1 protein-coding gene is annotated in these 21,110 nt (G+C 37.3%); it reads left to right on the forward strand.

What is annotated here, in order from left to right:
* Positions 1–85: 85 nt before the first annotated feature.
* Positions 86–21,079 carry a T9SS type B sorting domain-containing protein gene (locus tag JOD96_RS03770; protein ID WP_209562931.1) on the forward strand — a complete coding sequence of 6,998 codons (20,994 nt, stop codon included), beginning with the start codon at positions 86–88 and terminating at the stop codon, positions 21,077–21,079.
* The last annotated feature ends 31 nt before the right edge of the window (positions 21,080–21,110 follow it).

The raw sequence follows: 21,110 nt of genomic DNA on the forward strand, positions 1-21,110 counted from the left end.
AAAGTTAAAAATAAATTAAGATTACATATTGTTTTTTTGAATGCCCCTTCAGAGAGATAGTTAGTTAAACTGAAACCGTAATACTATGAAAAAACCTACTACATTAAAATCAATTTTAGTTGTATTATTTTTTATACAAAGTTTTATTGTTTTCGCTCAAAAACCTTTCACCTCCAGATTTGATCAGAGTTTAAAGGGTGATATGCTTTTGATAGGAAATAATATTTTGAATAGAGATATCAGAAATGGTGAACGGCCAAACAATGCCTTCAATGCAACTGATAAAAATAATAATGACCTTGACATGCAGTATGTTGATGTCGATAGTGATAATACTACTTTTAGTTCGAGTTCGGCTAATTTAGTTATCCCAACTGCTAGTAGAGAGTGTTATAAAATTGTCTATGCAGGACTGTACTGGGCTGGTATTTATAGTAAAGGTGCTGTTGATAATGGAACTGTAAATCGTGCTAATTTAGGTTCGATTAAATTTAAGCTTCCTGGTCAGACTACCTATAATAATATTACGGGGTCATTAATATATGATTACTATCCGACAACTTCGAACGGCGATCAGATGCCTTATGCCTATTACTATGACGCAACATCATTAGTACAGGGATTAGCAAATCCTGAGGGAACTTATACTGCAGCAAATATTATAGCTGCAAGAGGGACTATTAATGGTGGATATTCTGCGGGTTGGAATTTATTCATTGTTTACGAAGATCCTAAGTCGTCTGCAAAATATATCACAACCTTTGATGGTTTCAGATGGATCCAGGCTTCAAGCGGACCTGTAACATATGATATTTCTGGTTTTAAAACCATTCCGGTAGGAGGGGTAAAAGCAAAATTGGCTTTTGCAGCATTAGAAGGAGATGTTAACTTAACAGGCGATCGTTATTCTATTAATGGTACAGATATCTCTACAACCGAACGTCCTGTAAATAACTTTTTTAATAGTACAATCAATGATACAAATGGTCCTTATACTAACAGGAATCCAGCGAGTGGAAACACGCTTGGTTTTGAAGCAGGGATTTTAAATGTACCCAACCCCGCTACTGGAGCGTTCCCCGGTGGTAGTGTCATAAAAAATAATGATACCTCTGCACAGTTAAAACTGACAACAAGCGGTGATGGTTACGGATTGTTCTTTAATGCATTTAACGTCGAAATTATTGAGCCTAAGATTGTTTTAACTAAGATTGTTAAAAATGAAAGCGGAGTTAATATCGGTGGTCAGAATGTAACATTAGGACAGAAGTTAAATTATGAAATAGGTTTTGAAAATACAGGTAATGATGATGCTACTTCTTTTACGATTAGAGATCAACTGCCTATAAATATTATTTTTAATTATCCGGCAGATCTTAATACTTTACCAACAGGCGTAACAGTTCAGAGTTATAATCCTACTACAAGAAATATTGTTTTTAATGTTGCTAATAGTCTTGTAAGATCAGGGCTTAACAAAAAGAACACAGTTATTAGTTTTAAAGTACAAGTTGTTCCTGATTGTAGTATGTTGAGCGAAGCTTGTTCTAATAGTATTGACAACTCTGCTTATGCTACTTATAAAGGTGTTACAAATACAACTTTTACTATTTCTGATGACCCGAGTGTGAATACCAATACGGGTTGTCTTTTAGTTCCAAAAGCTACTAACTTCTTAGTTGGTGTTGACGGTTGTAAATTTTCGTCAAATGTTACCTTGTGTAAGGACGATGTAGATTTGGTTGCAGCAAATGGTTATACAAATTATACCTGGTATAGCGATGCAGCCCATACTGTACAAATTGGAAGCGGACAGACATTAAACGTTAAAAATCCGGGAACTTATTATGTATACAATTTAGCTGCAGCACCTTGTAGATCAATCTATCAGGAGTTTGTGGTAACACGTTTTGGTAACACTGCAACAAACCCGGTAATTCCTTTTGCAGATCAGGTAGTAACCTGTCCTGACACAGGAAAGCCATTGCCAAATATTTTCTTATGCGGAAATAATGCGTCAAAACTTATTAATACGAACATCACAGAAAGTACTTCATCAATTGTTTGGGAAAGGCTCGACACAGCAATTTGTCCAAGCAATAATAAACTTTGTCCAAACGAAGATAAAGACTGTACGGGATGGGTTCAGGTTGCTACTGGTCCTGATTACGCGGCAAATACAGCTGGACAATATCGTTTGACTATAAATTATACAGGTGCTTGTTTCAACCGTTTTTATTTTAATGTTTATGAAAACAAACTAAATGCTACAGAAACTCATACTGATATAATTTGTTCTAAAAATGGTAACATTACTGTAGGAGGTGTTCCGACTGGTTATGAATATGCGCTTAGCACAGATCCAAATGGTGCAATTGGTGCATACCAGACAAGCAATATTTTTCCAATAACAACTCCGGGTTATTATACAGTTCACATTAGACAAATAGGAGTTACTACAAATCCATGTGATTTTACTATTCCGGGTATCCAAATCAGAAAAAGAGATCTTACTATTACTAAAAATGTAGTAAATGCTACTTGTAATGGTGATAAAGGATCTATTGCTGTTGTTGCAAATAATGTAGACGCACAATATTATTATAGAATATATAATGGAGCAACACTGGTAAACAGTTTTGGGCCAACTGCTGATAACAATTATATATTCCCTAATTTAAATCCTGGAATAACTTATACAATCGAAGTATATTCCGGAAACATTACTATAGCTGGAAATACAGTTACAAGTGATTGTAAAATTGTAGACACACAAGCTTTAGCACCTGCTCCTGCAGCAATAACTGCTACGGCCGCTTTAACAGTTCCGTTAACTTCTTGCAGCGACGGAAAAATTGTTATTACACCAACAGGAGGAACTGCCCCTTATTTTTACTTCATAAACGGATCTACGACTTTCCAGACATCAAATGAAATTGTTGTTACTGCTCCGGGTAAATTTGATATTCAGGTTGTAGATTCTAATAACTGTACAGCTTCAACATCTATTACTGTTACAGCAAATCCAAAACCGGTTTATACGGTAACAAAAACAGATATTAATTGTAGTGGTGAAAAAACACAGATTACTGTTAATGTAACAAATGCAAACGGATATACTTTAGAATATAGTATTAATGGTGGTGCATTTACTACTAACCCAGTTTTTAGTAACCTTTCAGGAGGTACTTATAATATTGTAGTTAGATATACTTTATTAGGAACAACTTGTACAGATCCGGCTATTCCTATTACAATAACAGAACCAGCAAACGCATTATCAGCATCTGCGGGGGTTTCAGAATTAGCAGGTTGTGATCCTTCTGGAAACGGATTTGGTAAGGTTCGTATTACTAATCCTCAGGGAGGAACGCCTCCATATACTTATAGTTTTGACGGAGGAAATGTTTATGGTCCATCTAATGAAGCATATGTTGCTCCCGGAACTTATACACTATATGTAAAAGATTCAAAAGGTTGTGTATACAGTATGCCTGGAGTAGTTTTAGATCCAAAACCAGCTGATCCTACAATTGCTGTTGGCGCTCCTGTATTTAATTGTAATGGAACAGCAACAAGTACAGTTACTGTAACAAATAATGGCGGAGCAAATTACTCTTACGAGTATTATTTAGATAATGTATTAAATACAAATACGCCTCCAAATGTATTTTTAAATGTTCCTTCTGGATCACATACAGTTAGCGTAAAATATAATTTAGTTTCTGTACCAACATACAGTAACTTATTATTAGAAAATTTTGGTTCAGGAGGAACAACAACTTCACCTGGTATTGCAGCAGCTTATTGTTTCAATGACCAGAGAGTTAATCCACCTTATACATGTTCTCTAAACGGAACTCCAACTCGTTCTGTTGAAGATAACCAGTACTCTGTAACGAGCTTCTTCTGGAGAAATGACACAGCATGGTATCAATTTAAAGATCATACTACTAATGGAGCTGATGCAAACGGAAGATATTTATTAGTAAATATTGGTTCTGCAGCAGGTCCTTACGGAATTTTATATAGTAAACCAATTATTGATGTTATTCCTAATCAGCCGGTAATGGTTGATTTATATGTTGCCAATTTATTAAACACGGGTGTTAACGGTGCTGCTCCAATCGTTAGATTTGAGTTAGTTAATAGTGCTGGTGTTGTTGTTGCTACACAAGATACAGGAAAAATCGCAGAAGCTGCAAATGATCCTAACAGAACAAAATGGGTGCCGATTAACCTTTCATTAAACCCGGGTAATAATACAAACTTAACATTCAGAATTCGTTCAGGAAGTGTTGATTATGCAGGAAATGACTTGGTTATTGATGATATCTGGGTTCGTCAGATTCCAAAATCATGTATTAGCCAAAAAGATTTCCCTATTGTTATTGACAGTAATAAAGCATTTAGTGCTTCTATCACAGGATTTAAAGATTTGACTTGTGCGGGTTCTAATAATGGAGAAATTACTATTGCAGCTCAAAACTTTAATCTTCCATACGGATTTGATTATTCATTAGATAATGGTGTAACCTGGGTTAACTCAAAAGTATCTCCGGTAACAGCTACAGGATTATCAGATAAAACATATGCAATAAGAGTTCGTTTTGATTCTTCTGCATCTAGTTGTGTATTCCCATTCTCACAAGTAATCAAAGCTCCATCAGCATTGACGGTTACAGCTCAGGTTACAGCACAGCCAACTTGTACAAATGGTGCTTCTATTACAGCAACAGCTACTGGAGGAACACCTAATTATCAATACGAGTTAAGACAATTAAATGGTGTTACGGTAGTAGTTCCGTTTCAAACCTCAAACGTATTTACTAATATTGCTACGGGATCTTACACAGTAGTAGCAAGAGATGCTAATTCTTGTTCATCTCCGGCTTCAGTACGTGTTGATATCAATGCTCCAAATTTGCCAACGGCATCTTTGGCAGCGACCTCAGATTTATGTTATGATACAACAAATCAGTCTACACTTGTAGTTACAGCTACAGGAAGCGGAACGTTGACTTATAGTTTAGACGGTGCGCCTGCTCAAACTTCTAATACATTTACAAATGTTGGACCTGGTACTCACAGTGTTGTGGTAACAGACAGTAACAATTGTACTGCAACAGTAAGCAATATTGTTATTGCACCAGAATTAAAAGGTAGTGCAGCAATTTCTAAAACATTAGATTGTACAACATCACCAAATGCTACAATTACAGTTACCATTACGGGTGGAACAAGTGCATTTACTTATAAAGTTAAAAGAGGAACAGGAGCTTACGGTTCTAGCATACCAGTAACCGGAACTTCTTTTGTATACACAGCTACTACAGCAGGTACTTATACTTTTGAAATTACAGATTCAAAAGGTTGCGTTACTACTGTTAGTGGAACCATTAGCCCTATTTCAAATCCTACAGTTACTGCTACTCCAACACAAATTACTTGTAACGGTTTAACAAACGGTAGTGTACAATTAATAGGAGCAGGTGGTTCAGGAGGATATCAATATAATTTTAATAATGCAGGATGGTCATCAACTTCTTTATATTCTAACTTAAGTCCAAATATTGATTATACTTATTTGGTTAGAGATAGTAAAGGATGTACTTCTGCAAGTGCTACTATCAGATTAACTCAGCCAACTGCTGTATCAGGAACAATAAGTGCTACAGAACTTCAGTGTAACGGTACAGGTACTACACCTGCAGTTGTTACTGTTAATGGTGCCGGAGGAACAGGTGCTTATACTTATAGTTTCAACGGAACAACAAATTTTACCAGTACAAATACATTTTCTACTTCTACAGGTGGTGTAGTTACAGCATATATCAGAGATGCCAATAATTGCCAGTTCGGGCCATTATCGGTTACAATTGCTGCTTTAGACAGAATTACAGGCATTACCATAACAGATAGCGGATACGATTGTTCTACAACTCCTCCTGGCGGTCACGTAAACATTGCCGCAGTAAAAACAGATATTTCTGCGCCAATTCGTTTTCAGATAATTTCAGGTCCTGCAGGATATAATAGTGCTTCAAATTCAGATGGTGAATTTAAATCGTTAGCACCAGGTAATTATGTTTTTCAGGCAACTGATATTAAATCAGGCTGTTCTTTCACAGTACCTTATACCGTAAAAGGATCTCCAGATATTATAACTGCTGGTTCAGCGTTAACTAATATTCAATGTAATGGAGCAACAGGAACACTTCAGTATACAGTAAGTGGTGTTAAAAACAGAGGTTATGATTATGTTATAACAAATGCCGGAGGAACAATTATTCAGCAACAAAATAACGTTTCTGAAACAACTACAGTAATAAATGTTACTGCTCCTCAGCCAGCAGGTACTTATACAATTACAGCAACAGACAGATTAACAAAATGTCAGTCTACATTCTCGATTACATTAACTCAGCCAGGTTCTTTGGTTGATTTTACTGCAACCGCAACGAATGTAAATTGTAATAATGATAATTCGCAAATAACAGTTACTGCAACAGGCGGTACTCCAAATTATACTTACGCTTTCGCGAAAAGCCCATCAACCGTACCATCATCGCCTTATGGGAATAGTGCTACTTTAACAGTAGATACAAATTCTGGTGCTGATTTAGTATGGGATGTTTATGTAAAAGACGTAAATGGCTGTACAACTAAAAAAACTGTTACTATTGTTAATGATAATTTACCAACTGTAACAGCTACTAATAATAATCAATGTACAGGTTCTGGAAATACATTCACTATTACGGCGACTGGAACAGGATTGGCTCCGTTGACTTATAGTATTGACGGAACAAATTTCCAGACTTCAAACGTATTTAATGTTACAGCAGGTACATATACTGTTACAGTAAAAGATAAAAACGGATGTACAGCTACGACAGCTGCTGCATTAGTTATCTATCCAAGATTAACTGCTGTTGGTTCTGTAACAAAAGAATTAGATTGTTCAGTTTCTCCAAATGCTACTATTACAGTAACAATTACTGGAGGAAAAGGACCATTTACTTATACTTCAAGAAAAGGTGCTGGAGCAACAAGTGCACCAAGTGCTTCAATTGCAGGTCCAACATTTACTTTCTCTGTTACTCCGGCAAATGCTGATACTTATACATTTGTTATTACAGATGCAAACGGATGTCAGACTACTGCAGTAACAAAAGTAGACCCAATTACAAACCCAACAGTTACAGCTGTTCCGGTTAGTGCTAGTTGTAACGGAGCTTTAGATGGTTCAGTAACTCTTACAGGTGCTGGCGGATCTGGCGGATTCACTTATAGCAACAATGCTACATCAGGATTTACTACTAACCCTGTATTTACAGGATTAGCAGCAGGTTCTTATACTTTCTATGTAAAAGACAGTAAAGGATGTACAGGTTCTGTACCAGTTGTAATTGGTCAGCCAACAACTTTGGCAGTGACAGTTACAGCAGTACCGTTCTCATGTAATGCTTCTAATGCAAAAGTTGCAGGTACAGTTACAATTAATGTAACTGCAGGAACAGGTACTTCACCTTACCAATATAGTTTTAATGGAGGCGGATTCAGTTCAACTAATGTATTGACATTAAATGATAACGGAGCAGACCAGCCATATACATATGCTGTAAGAGATGCAAAAGGATGTCCGGTTACAGGTTCTGGAACTCTATTGAGATTGAACCCACCGACAGATTTAACTTTTACTTCACCAGCGGTTACTTGTAATGCAACAACAACAACTGTTACCTTAACAGCTGTAAATGGTGTTGGAACATTACGTTACGAGACAATTGCTCCTTCGGTAGTAATTATCCCAAAACAAACTTCAAATGCTTTCGCAAACCTTGCACCTGGAACTTATACATTTAGAGTTACAGATGCTAACGGTTGTTATTATACAGAAGCCTATGTTGTAAATCCGGTTACGCCGATTGCAGTTGTAGGAAATAAAACAAGTGATGTTTTATGTAAAGGAGGAAACACAGGATCTGGAACTTATACCGTTTCTGGTAATGCAACAGTTGGAGCTTATACATATACATTATCTCCAAATACAGCAACAATTACAAAAGCAGGTAATGTTCTTACCTTGACAAATGCTGCTGTTGGAACTTATACAATAACAGTTACTGATACAGCTACAGGATGTACAAATACTGCAGGCATTACTATTGGTGAACCAGCAGTTGCTTTAGGAATCACTTCTGCTGTTGCTACAAACGTAAATTGTAATAATGATAATTCACAAATTACAATTACAGCAATTGGAGGAACTCCAAATTATACTTACGCTTTCGCGAAAAGCCCATCAACCGTGCCATCATCGGCTTATGGGAATAGTAATATACTAACAGTAGATACTAATTCTGGTGCTGACTTAGTATGGGATGTATACGTTAAAGATGCAAATGGCTGTATTGCCAAATCTACTGCTACAGTTATTCTGGATGCAATGCCTTCAGTTACGGCAGTGGTGAACAACCAATGCACTGGTTCTTCAAGCACATTTACAATTACTGCTACAGGAACAGGATTAGCTCCATTAACTTACAGTAAAGACGGAATAAATTTCCAGACTTCAAATGTATTTAATGTTGCTGCAGGAACTTACACTATTTCGGTAAAAGATAAAAACGGATGTATTGCTTCTGCTCCGGCAGCAACAATTGTTTATCCTCAGTTAACAGCTGCAGGAACCGTTACAAAAGAATTAGATTGTTCTGCTACTCCAAATGCTACTATTACAGTAACAATTGGTGGAGGTAGAGGTCAATTTACTTATACTGTTCAAAAAGGTGCTGGTGCGCCAAGTGCGTCAAGTGCTCCGATTGCCGGACCAACATTTACATATTCAGTTACACCTGCCAATGCAGATACCTATACATTTGTTGTAACAGATGCAAACGGATGTACAAAAACTGCAGTAGTTACTGTTGACCCAATTACAAATCCAACAGTTACAGCTATTCAGACAAATGCTAGTTGTAATGGAGCTTTAGATGGTTCAGTGACACTTACAGGTGCCGGTGGATCAGGAAACTTTACTTATAGCAACAATGCTACAACAGGATTTACAACAAATCCAACGTTCACAGGATTGGCTGCAGGTGCTTATACTTTCTATGTAAAAGACAGTAAAGGATGTGTTGGATCAGTAGCTGTGACAATTACACAGCCAGTTACTTTAGCAGCAACCGCTGTTACAGTTCCATTCTCATGTAACACTTCTAATGGAAAAGTTGCAGGAACAGTTACTGTTAATGTAACTGCAGGAACAGGAACTTCACCTTACCAATTTAGTTTTAACGGCGGAGGATTCGGATCAAATAATGTATTAACATTAAATGATAACGGAGCTGACCAGCCTTATACTTATACCGTTAAAGATGCAAAAGGATGTACAATCTCTGGTTCAGGAACTCTATTGAGATTAAACCCTCCAACAGATTTAACTTTTGCTGCTCCAAATGTAACTTGTTTAGTTACTACTACAACTGTTACATTAACAGCTGTAAATGGAGTTGGAACTTTACAATATGAAACTATTGCACCATCACCAGTGATTGTTGCAAAACAAACATCGAATGCTTTCGCAAACCTTGCGCCTGGTACTTATATGTTTAAAGTAACAGATGCAAACGGATGTTATTATACAGAATCTTATACTATTCAGCCAGTTACTCCGGTTACTGTTTTGGGTAATAAATTAAGCGATGCATTATGTAACGGAGGAAACACGGGATCTATCAGATATAGTGTTTCTGGTTTCGGTACGACATATCGCTATACAATTAACGGAGGTACAGCTGTTACAGCACAGACCTCTCCAACAATTAACCTGACAAACCTGGTTGCAGGACCATATGCTATCGTTGTTACGGATGAAGTAACAGGATGTACGGCAAATGCCTCAATCACTATTAATCAGCCGGCAGCCGCTTTATCAGCAACTTATGCTACCGTAAACGCAAACTGTTTTGTTTCAACATCAGAAGTTACTGTTACTGCTGCAGGAGGAACTCCGGTTTACAGATATTCATTTGTACAGGACGGCTTACCGGCAGGAACATATTCAAACAGCAACAAAGCAAACTTAGATCCACTAGTTAGTTTAAACTGGGATGTTCACGTAATTGATGCTAATGGTTGTACATTTAAATTAGATGTTACCATTACCAAAGATGCTGTTCCTACAGTTACAGCTTCGGCTACAGGTCAATGTTTTGGAGTTGGAACTTATACTATTACTGCAACTCCTGGAGTTGGATTAGTAGCGCCATTATCTTATAGCATTAACAATGGAGCTTCATATCAGGCAGGTAATACTTTCACAATAACTACTCCTGGAACTTATACTGTTAGAATTAAAGACGGTAACGGTTGTACTGCTAACAGTAACGTTGTTATTGTTGATAGTATGTTAGGATTAACAGCTGTGTTGGATAAAAACATTACTTGTTCAATCCCTACTGCTGCTCAGGTTACTTTAACAGCAAATGGAGGAACGGCTCCTTACACTTATGAATCTAAGGAATCTGGTGTATATACAGCGATGGCTTCAAATGTTTTCAATACAATGGCTGCCGGAAGTTATACTTTCAGAGTTACGGATGCAAGAGGATGTAGTTTTGAAACTACAACTCCAATTATCATCACAACTCCAGTTAATCCGGATATTACAAATGTTGTTCAGACTCAGTTTATTTCTTGTCATGGTGATACGAATGCAGCTATTTCTATAACTATTAATAATACTCTGGGACAAGCTCCATTTGTATATAATGTATTTAATAACACAACTAGTGTAAACTATGGTACACAAACATCTGGTTTAGCAGCAGGAGATTATATAATTACTGTTACAGATGCTAAAGGATGTACAGATACATTCCTAATAAATATTGCTGAACCGGCAGCTATTCTTGTAGCTCATCATGCAGTGCCAATCACTTGTAATGGTGCAGGAGTTTCTAAAGGTTCTGTAATTGTTGATAGTGTTAGTGGAGGAGTTGGTCCTTACAACTATTTCGTAACTGGTGTTAATGGATATAATCAGTCTGAATTAAATAATCTTGGAACTACTTCTGTAAGTTTCAATGTTGTTGATTTTGGATTATACCAAATTAATGTAGTAGATTTTAATGGATGTTCTGTATTAATTCAAAATGTACTAGTGGCATCTCCACCAGAAGATTTGGATATTACAGTTATTTCACCACCTGCAGATTGTTCTAGCCTTGGTTCTGCTGTAGTTGCAATTGGATCAGCATCTACCAATATTACAGGTAATGGCCCATTTCATTTTGCTGTGTACACAGGTCCGGGAATGACTTATACTGCTCCAACTGCTTTACCATGGTATGATGAAGACGTTCTGGGAACTCCGGGAAGTAAAAAAACAACGATACCAAACTTATTGCCAGGTGTTAAATATACTTTCATCGTACACGATGCTGGAACAGGTTGTTACTATTATGAAACAGCTGAATTCGCTATCCCAACAAATTCAACATTAACTACAAGTGCGCTTGTAGCGAATAATGTTACTTGTAAAGGAAGCGCTAATGGAAACGTATCATTTACAATTACAAGTATTTACCCATCAGCAACTCCGGTTAGCTATGAGATATTCAATTCACAAACATTAGTTACAACCGGAATTACAGGTACAGGATCTGTTCCTGCAAACGGAACATTGAATGTTACTAATTTTGGTCCGTTACCTTTTGGTAATTATATTGTTGTAGTAAAAGAAACAGCCGGTGCTACGCATGCAGGATGTAGTATTGCAACTGCTCCATTTAATATTACTGAATCTGCAATTGATTTATCTATTACAGCTTCTGTTTCTAAAAACGCAAATTGTAACCCTAATTCTGGTGTTATAACTGCTATTGCAAAAGATGGTACTGCCCCATATACATATCAATTATTGCTTGCTACAGATCCGGCTCCAACGGCTGCATCTGCTGGTTGGGCTGCGGCTAATACTTTCAACAGAAATGCTGGAAACTATATTGCTTATGTGAAAGATGCTTATGGTTGTATTAAACCTGCTTCAATTACATTAAACAGAGATGCTGACCCAACAATCGCGGCACCTGTTGCAATTTGTTATGATGGTAACCCATTCACAATAACAATTTCCGGAACTGTTGATCCGGCAATTGTAGGTGCTGCTACTTATAGTGTTAATGGAAGTACTTTCCAAACAAGCCCTAACTTTACATTTAATGCTCCGGGCGTTTATAATTTAGTAATTAAGGATGGTAATGGTTGTACTGCAACTAGTACTTATGAAGTTAAGCCGCAATTACTTTTAACTGCTGCATTAACAAAAGAATTAGATTGTACAGTTACACCAAATGCAATAATTACTTTGACTGCAACAGGTGGATATAATACACTTTACACTTACGAATATTCTGTAAACGGAGGTGGTTTTACGACTATGCCTTCAAATACTCTTTCAACAAGTGTTTTAGGAAATTATGTGTTCAGAGTAACTGATGCTAAGATACCTTTACCATCATGTCAGGCTACTGCAACTATTACTTTAGATCCATTACCAGCTACTATTTTCACAACAGCACAAACAGCTGTTAAATGTTTTGGAGGATCAGACGGTACAATTACAGTTAATGTAACTTCTGGAGTTGGTCCTTACCAATATCAATTAGATGGTGGTACATTCCAGACTTCAAATGTATTTACAGGATTGGCTGCAGGAAGTTCTTATATCATCACAGTAAGAGATAATAAATCTTGTGATTTCCCAAGTGCACCAATAACTATTGCACAACCAACAGCATTAACTGCTACTTCAGTTCTTACAACTCCATTGACTTGTGCTACAGGAAATGTACCAACAAAAGCTTTGGTAACTGTAACAGCTTCAAATGGTACTCCAAACTATTTATATAGTTTCGATAATGGTGTTACTTATACAAGTACAAATACTTATGAGGCTTTTGCAGGAACAACATTTAATGTTCTTGTAAAAGATGCTAACGGATGTATATTTACTTTGGTAAATGGAGTTGACATCCCGGCATTAAACCCTCCAACTATAACAAATATTACCGGAACACCTATTTATTGTAATCCTGTAGCCAGTACAACAAGTACTGTTACTATTACAACTACAAATGGTGTTGGAACTTTAGCTTATGCAATTTTATCACCAGCTAGTGCAACAACAAATGTTTCGGGAGCTTCATCAGGAATATTTACTTTATTAGCTCCTGGTACATACTTATTCGAAGTAACAGACGATAATGGTTGTAAAGATCAAAAATCATATACTGTTGCTCCGGTAACTAATATTACGGTTTCAGGTGCATTAGTAAGCGACGTAACTTGTAACGGAAGCGGAAATGGTGCTGTGAGATTCACAGTTGCTAATTATGCAGGAGGATACACAGCTGCATTAATTGCCGGAACAGGAACATTAGCTCAAACAGGAAATACAGTAAATGTTACAGCTTTGGTACCGGGAACTTATACAGTTGAGGTAACAGATGCAATAACAGGCTGTACAGCTCAGGCTTCTGTTGTTGTTGCTCAGCCACCAGTCTTAAATGTATCTGCAGTTTCAATAAATGCAAATTGTAATTTCGGTGCAAAAGTTTCAGCTACTGCAACCGGAGGAACACCTAATTATGTGTATGCATTCGTTCAGGACGGAGTTACTCCTGTAGCTGGTAACTATACAAATAGTGCCAATGCAGTTCTAAGCCCAACTGTAAATACACAATGGGATGTTTATGTAAAAGATGCTAACGGTTGTACTGCTAAGTATGATTTAACAATTGCTACAGATGCATTACCAACAATTAATTCATCTGCAGGATTATATTGTTACACTGGAGGACCAGTGCCAATTACAATCACTGGAACTTATGTTGGTACTCCAACATATAGTATTGGAAACGGATACCAGGCAAGCCCTAACTTTGTATTGAATGCACCAGGAAACTATACATTCTATATCAAAGACGGTAACGGTTGTATCGTATCAAGACCATACTCATTAAATCAGGAATTAAGATTAGATGCTACGCTTACAAAAGATTTAGATTGTACAGGATCAGCAACTATTACATTATTGGCAACTCAGGGAACGCTTACTTATACAGGTTTCGAAGTTGACTTTAATGGAGGCGGATACACTGCTGCTACATCACCTTATACTGCAACTGCCCCTGGAACTTATACTTTCAGAGTAACAGACAGTCAGGGATGTCAGTCACTTTCTATTCCGGTGGTAGTAACACCAATAACAACTCCAACAGCAACATTTACACAAACAAATGTGAGTTGTATAGGAGGAAACAACGGAAGTATTATTGTTACTCCAGCTAATGGTGTATTACCATATCAATACAGTATTAACGGTGGAGTATTCCAAACATCTAATATATTCACAGGATTAGTTGCAGGAACTTATAACATTGTTGTAAGAGATGCTAAACAATGTACATCAGTAGCAGTAACGGCTACAATTACACAGCCGACAGCTCTTGCAGCAACGGCAGTTCTAACTCAGGGATTAACTTGTAGTAGTACAGGAAATGCCACTCAGGCAGCAACTATTACTATCAATGTTACTGCCGGAACAGGAACAGCTCCATATCAATACAGTTTCAATGGAGGAGCAAATTATGGTACAAGTAATACGTTTACAACGTTTAATGCAGGAACAATTACAGCTTATGTAAAAGATGCTAACAACTGTATCATTGCAACACCAGTTACGATTACTGTCCCGGTATTGAATCCACCGACAAACATGGATATTACCGGAACACCAATCTATTGTGCTCCGGCTGCAAACACTACAAGTACAGTTACAATTAGTAATGTAATTAATGGTGTGGGTACACTTCAATATGAGATTCTTTCTCCTGTTGCAGTGGCTAAACAAGCAAGTGCTGTATTTACAGGATTAACACCTAATACCTACTTGTTCCAGGTAACAGATGCTAACGGATGTACTTATCAGGAATCTTATATTGTTAAACCAGTTACTAATATTACAGTTTCAGGTGCATTAGTAAGTGATGTAACTTGTAACGGAAGCGGAAATGGTGCTGTGAGATTCACAGTTGCTAATAATGCCGGAGGTTACACAGCTGCATTAATTGCCGGAACAGGAACATTAGTTCAAACAGGAAATACAGTAAATGTTACAGCTTTGGTACCGGGAACTTATACAGTTGAGGTAACAGATGCAATAACAGGTTGTACGGCTCAGGCTTCTGTTGTTGTTGCTCAGCCACCAGTATTAAATGTATCTGCAGTTTCAATAAATGCAAATTGTAATTTCGGTGCAAAAGTTTCAGCAACTGCAACCGGAGGAACACCTAATTATGTGTATGCATTTGTTCAGGACGGAGTTACTCCTGTAGCTGGTAACTATACAAATAGTGCCAATGCAGTTCTAAGCCCAACTGTAAATACACAATGGGATGTATATGTAAAAGATGTTAACGGTTGTACTGCTAAGTATGATTTAACAATTGCTACAGACCCATTACCAACAATTAATTCATCTGCAGGATTATATTGCTACACTGGAGGACCAGTGCCAATTACAATCACTGGAACTTATGTTGGAGTTCCAACATATAGTATTGGAAACGGATACCAGGCAAGTCCTAACTTTGTGTTGAATGCACCAGGAAACTATACATTCTATATCAAAGATGGTAACGGTTGTATCGTATCAAGCCCATATACATTAAATCAGGAATTATTATTAAAAGCTACTCTGACAAAAGATTTAGATTGTGCAGGATCAGCAACTATTACATTATTAGCAACTCAGGGAACTCTTACTTATGCAGGTTTCGAAGTTGACTTTAATGGAGGCGGATATACTGCTGCTACATCACCTTATACTGCCACTGCTCCTGGAACTTATACTTTCAGAGTAACAGACAGTCAGGGATGTCAGTCACTTTCTATGCCGGTAATAGTATCACCAATAACAACTCCAACAGCAACATTTACTCAAACAAATGTGAGTTGTATAGGAGGAAACAACGGAAGTATTATTGTTACTCCAGCAGATGGTGTATTACCATACCAATACAGTATTAATAACGGAGGAACATTCCAAACATCTAATATATTCACAGGATTAGTTGCAGGAACTTATAACATTGTTGTAAGAGATGCCAAACAGTGTACTTCTGTAATTGTAACAGCGACTATAACTCAACCAGCAGCTCTTGCAGCAACAGCAGTGTTAACGCAGAGTTTGACCTGTGGTACAGGAAATGCTACCCAGCCAGCCGTTATTACAGTTAATGTAACAGCAGGAACAGGTACAGCTCCTTATCAATACAGTTTCAATGGAGGATCAAATTACAGTTCAACCAATACGTTTACAACGTTTAATGCAGGAACAGTTACAGTGTATGTAAAAGATGCTAACAACTGTACCATTGCTACACCAATTGATGTTGTAGTTCCGGCCTTAGATCCGCCAACAATTGACACTATTACAGGAACACCAATCTGGTGTACTCCGGCTGCAAACACTACAAGTACAGTTACTATAGCTGTTTCGAACGGTGTTGCTCCTTTACATTATGAAATTCTTTCTCCTGCAAGTGCAGTTGGAAATATTTCAGGAGCAGCCAACGGTATATTTACAGGCTTAACGGCAGATACGTACTTATTTCAGGTAACTGACGCCAATGGTTGTAAAGATGATGCTTATTATACTGTTGATCCATTAGCTAATATTACTATTGCAGGTCAATTGGTAAATGATGTAAGCTGTAACGGTGGCGCAGATGGTTCAGTTAAATTTGATATTGATAAAGTTACAGGTGCTTATACAGCTACTCTAATAGGTGGTCCAACTACAGGAACACTTACTCAGGCTGGTAAAGTTGTAACATTAACAAACTTAACAATTGGTACTTATACAGTTGAAGTAGTGGATACAACAACAGGCTGTAGAGCAAGTACTTCTGTAACCGTTGGTCAGCCATCTGCATTGACATTGACATCAACTAGTATTAATGCAAATTGCAACACAGGAGCTCAGGTTAGTGTAACAGCTGCAGGAGGAACTCCAAATTATAAATATGCATTTGTTGTAAGTGGAACAACTCCTACAGCAGCAGATTACACAAACAGCAATAGTGCTGTTTTAGATCAGGCTGTAAGTTTGAACTGGGATGCTTATGTTCTTGATTCAAAAGGATGTGAAACATTTATTCCAATTGTAATTGCTGTAGATCCATTGCCAACTGCTATCACTGCGGTTGTTGCAAGTCAGTGTCCTTCACCAACAGGTCAGTTCACATTTACAGTAAGTGTAGGTTCAGGAATGGCTCCTTATGAGTACAGCATTGGAAATGGTTTCCAAAGCAGTCCAACATTCACAGTGCCTTCAGGAACTTATGATGTAACTGTACGTGATGCTAATGGTTGTGAAGCTACAGCAACAGCTGCTGTAAATATTGCACCAGCATTACAACTTGACGCAGTTGTAACAGCATTACCAAGCTGTACAGCTAATAACGGTATCATCACAGCTACTGCTACAGGTGGATCTGGAACTGCTAATTACGAATATACTTTAGACGGAGGTGTTACTTTTACAACTACTCCTACAGTATTTAACAATGTAGCTCCGGGTACTCACATTATTAGAGTAAGAGACATAGTTACAACATGTACATTTGATGTTACAGTTGAAATTGCTCCTGCAACTATAATTACAGGATTAACATTAACTGGTAAAAATGTATCATGTAAAGGTTTTGCTGACGGATCTATCACGACAAACATTGCTCCAAATGGCGCAGGTGTAAATGATAACCCGGTTTATACTTATACATTAACAGGAACAACAGTTTTAGGTGTTGCTGTTAACAGACCAGCTCAGACTTTAAATGTTTTTGATAATCTTGAAGCTGGAGATTACTCAGTAACGGTTACATCAGGAAGAGGTTGTGTGGATTCTGAAGATATCAGAATTACTGAGCCTCAGCCAATTGTTGTCGCTGCTCCGGTAATTGCACAATATGGTTGTGCATCAGGAACAAACACTTCAAATTTTGCTACTATTACAGTAAGCACAGTTACAGGTGGTTCAGGAAATTATATTACTTACGAATTCCTTAAAAATGGAGTAATAGTTCAAACAGGTTCATCAAATGTTTATAGCGAATCAAACTTCTTAGGAGGTAACTATACTGTAAATGTTTATGATGATAATGGTTGTATAGGTTCTACTGCGGCACCGGTTACTATAGATCCGTTCATTAGCTTAGATGCTGTAAATGTTGCTGTAAACACAGCTGTTACATGTATTTCTAATGAGGATATTACAGTATCTGTAACATCAACAGGAGGAACACCGGTACTATTAAATTATACTGTAACAGGTATGAATGGTAATACTTATAACCAAACAAATACAAATGGTGTTTTCACAGGTTTAATAATTGGAGATTACTTAATTAAAGTTGAAAATCCTGCTACAGGATGTACAATTGAGAAAATCCATTATGTAAATGATCCTAATACTTTCGAAATTAAAGCGGTTTCAGCAAACGCAAAAATCTGTTTCGGAACAACTGACGGAAGTGTAGATTTAACTTTTGTAGACAACCAATTGGTTCCAACAAATGATGCAGGTGCTTTTGATTACACAATCACAGGTCCTCTTACACTTACAGGAACTACAACAAATGCCGGTCCATTTAATATTGCTAATTTAATTGCAGGTCAATATACAGTTGTTGCAAAATTGGTTAACAATCCAGAATGTACTGTGACAACATTGTTCACAATAGAGCAGCCAGCTGCAGCGTTGACAGTAGTAACAACACAATCTGACATTACTTGTATAACAGGTAACAATGATGGTATAATTACAGCTGTTGCAACTGGAGGATGGGATAGTAAATACCAATACCAGTTAGTATTAGCCGGAACAACATTGATCGATTATTCTGATCAGTCTGTTTTCTCTGGATTATCTGCAGGTGTTTACACAATAAATGTTAAAGACGGTAATGATTGTATCGCAACTACAACTGCAACATTAGTTGTTCCTGCTCCAATCGTTATTACAACATCACCAGATGTTATGTTAACATGTTTTGGAGATACGTCTGGTAGCATTACTGTAACAAGCGTAACAGGAGGTCAGGGAAGTAATTATTTATATACTTTAAATGTTGTTTCTGCCAATCCGGTTATTTCTTCAGGTCCACAGGCATCTCCGGTATTTACCGATTTGGGTGCAGGAACTTACACAGTAACAGTAACTGACGGATTTAATTGTTCTGCAACTTCTGGTAACATCATCATTGATCAGCCAACAGAGGTTAAAGCAACTTTAGTTAAATCAAAAGGCTTAGCATGTACAACTTTAGCGCAGCTTACATTGAGTGCAGTAGGAGGATCAAGTCCATATACATACAGTACCGATGCTAGTTTTGCAACAGTGATTGGATCATTTACTACTCCGGTAACATTTGATGTAACTGCTGGTTCTTATAAGTATTATGTTAAAGATGCTCAAGGTTGCGTAAGCGTAGTATCAAATGATATTAAAATTGATCCTTTAGAGCCATTGACTCTTACATTAGATCAAACTAATGCAATTGTAAAATGTACAGGAGACAATAGTGCCGTAATTGTTGCAAAAGCAACAGGAGGTTTAGGAAGCTATCAATATACTTTATATGATAATAACGGAAACGTTCTTGCAGGACCTCAACCAGAAGACAGATTCGAAAATCTTGTTGCAGGAACTTACAGCGTAAAAGTTGATAGCGAAGATTGTTCACAAACATCGGCAGCAATTATTATCAGCCAGCCAGCTACACCATTTACGGCTACAGTAACAGTTACTCCGGTATACTGTTTTGGAGAGAAAACAGGTAGAATCGAAGTAGTGGGTGCAGGTGGTACAGGAGCTTATGTTTATTCTATCTCACCAAGATCTGATCAATATTTCGATACTGGAGTATTTGACAAATTAGAAGTAGGAACATACATAATCCTGGCCAATGATCAAAACGGATGTCCGTTTATGCAGGAAGTTGAAGTTACAGGACCAGCTACTCCATTATTTGTGGGTGTAACTCCTGGATCTATACACGGAGAGGAATGCTTAAATGATTCTAATGGTGGATTTACAATCGATATTGTAGGAGGTACAGCACCTTATACAGTAAGCTTAGATGATAAAAATGGAACTTACGAACCAGTTACAGTAATACCTCATCCGTTTGATAACATCAAAGGCGGTAATCACAAAGTGTACGTAAAAGACGCTAATGGCTGTACTTTCGAGATTTCTGTTGATGTACCACTGCCGGTTGATTTAACTTCTGAAGTAGATGTGGTTTATGGTTGTGAAACTAATACAGTAACAGTAAATGTTTTAGATACAACAATCGACCCTGCAGATATTGACTATGCACTGGATAATATAGCTGGTCCTTATCAGGCTGAGAACGAATTTAAAGATCTTGTTCCTGGTCCGCACAAAATATTTGTAAGACACACTAATAGCTGTATTTTAGAAACACAAGAGTTTACAATTGAAGGTTTTGCTAAGCTGGACTTAACTATAGTTTCTGCTGGAGTAACTGAAATGAACGTAATCGAAGTTAAAGGAGTTGGAGGAAAACCAGATTACCTATACAGCTTCAACGGTGAGCCATTTACATCAGACAACAAATACAAAATCTACAAATCTGGAGATTATACAGTAATAGTTAGAGATCAAAATGGTTGTGAGGTAACAAAAGTTGTTCCGATGATTTATGTTGATGTTTGCGTACCGGATCACTTTACTCCAAACGGAGACGGTCAGTTTGACGAATGGGGTCCTGGTTGTACAAATATTTACAACAACTTAACATTCGAAATCTTTGACAGATACGGTCGTGTAATAGCCAAATATCACTATGGTCAAAAATGGGATGGTAAATATAACGGTGCCGAATTACCAACAGGTGATTACTGGTATGTTCTTAAACTAAATGACGAGAAAGATGCAAGAGAGTTTGTTGGACACTTTACTTTATACAGATAACAAAATAATTGCCCCTATGATGTTGTCTAAA

Source organism: Flavobacterium sp. 1355 (assembly GCF_017833415.1).
Classification (GTDB): Bacteria; Bacteroidota; Bacteroidia; order Flavobacteriales; family Flavobacteriaceae; genus Flavobacterium.

Excerpts from the sequence above, each read along its gene's own strand:
- JOD96_RS03770 (WP_209562931.1), top strand. The coding sequence starts at position 86 with ATGAAAAAACCTACTACATTAAAATCAATTTTAGTTGTATTATTTTTT.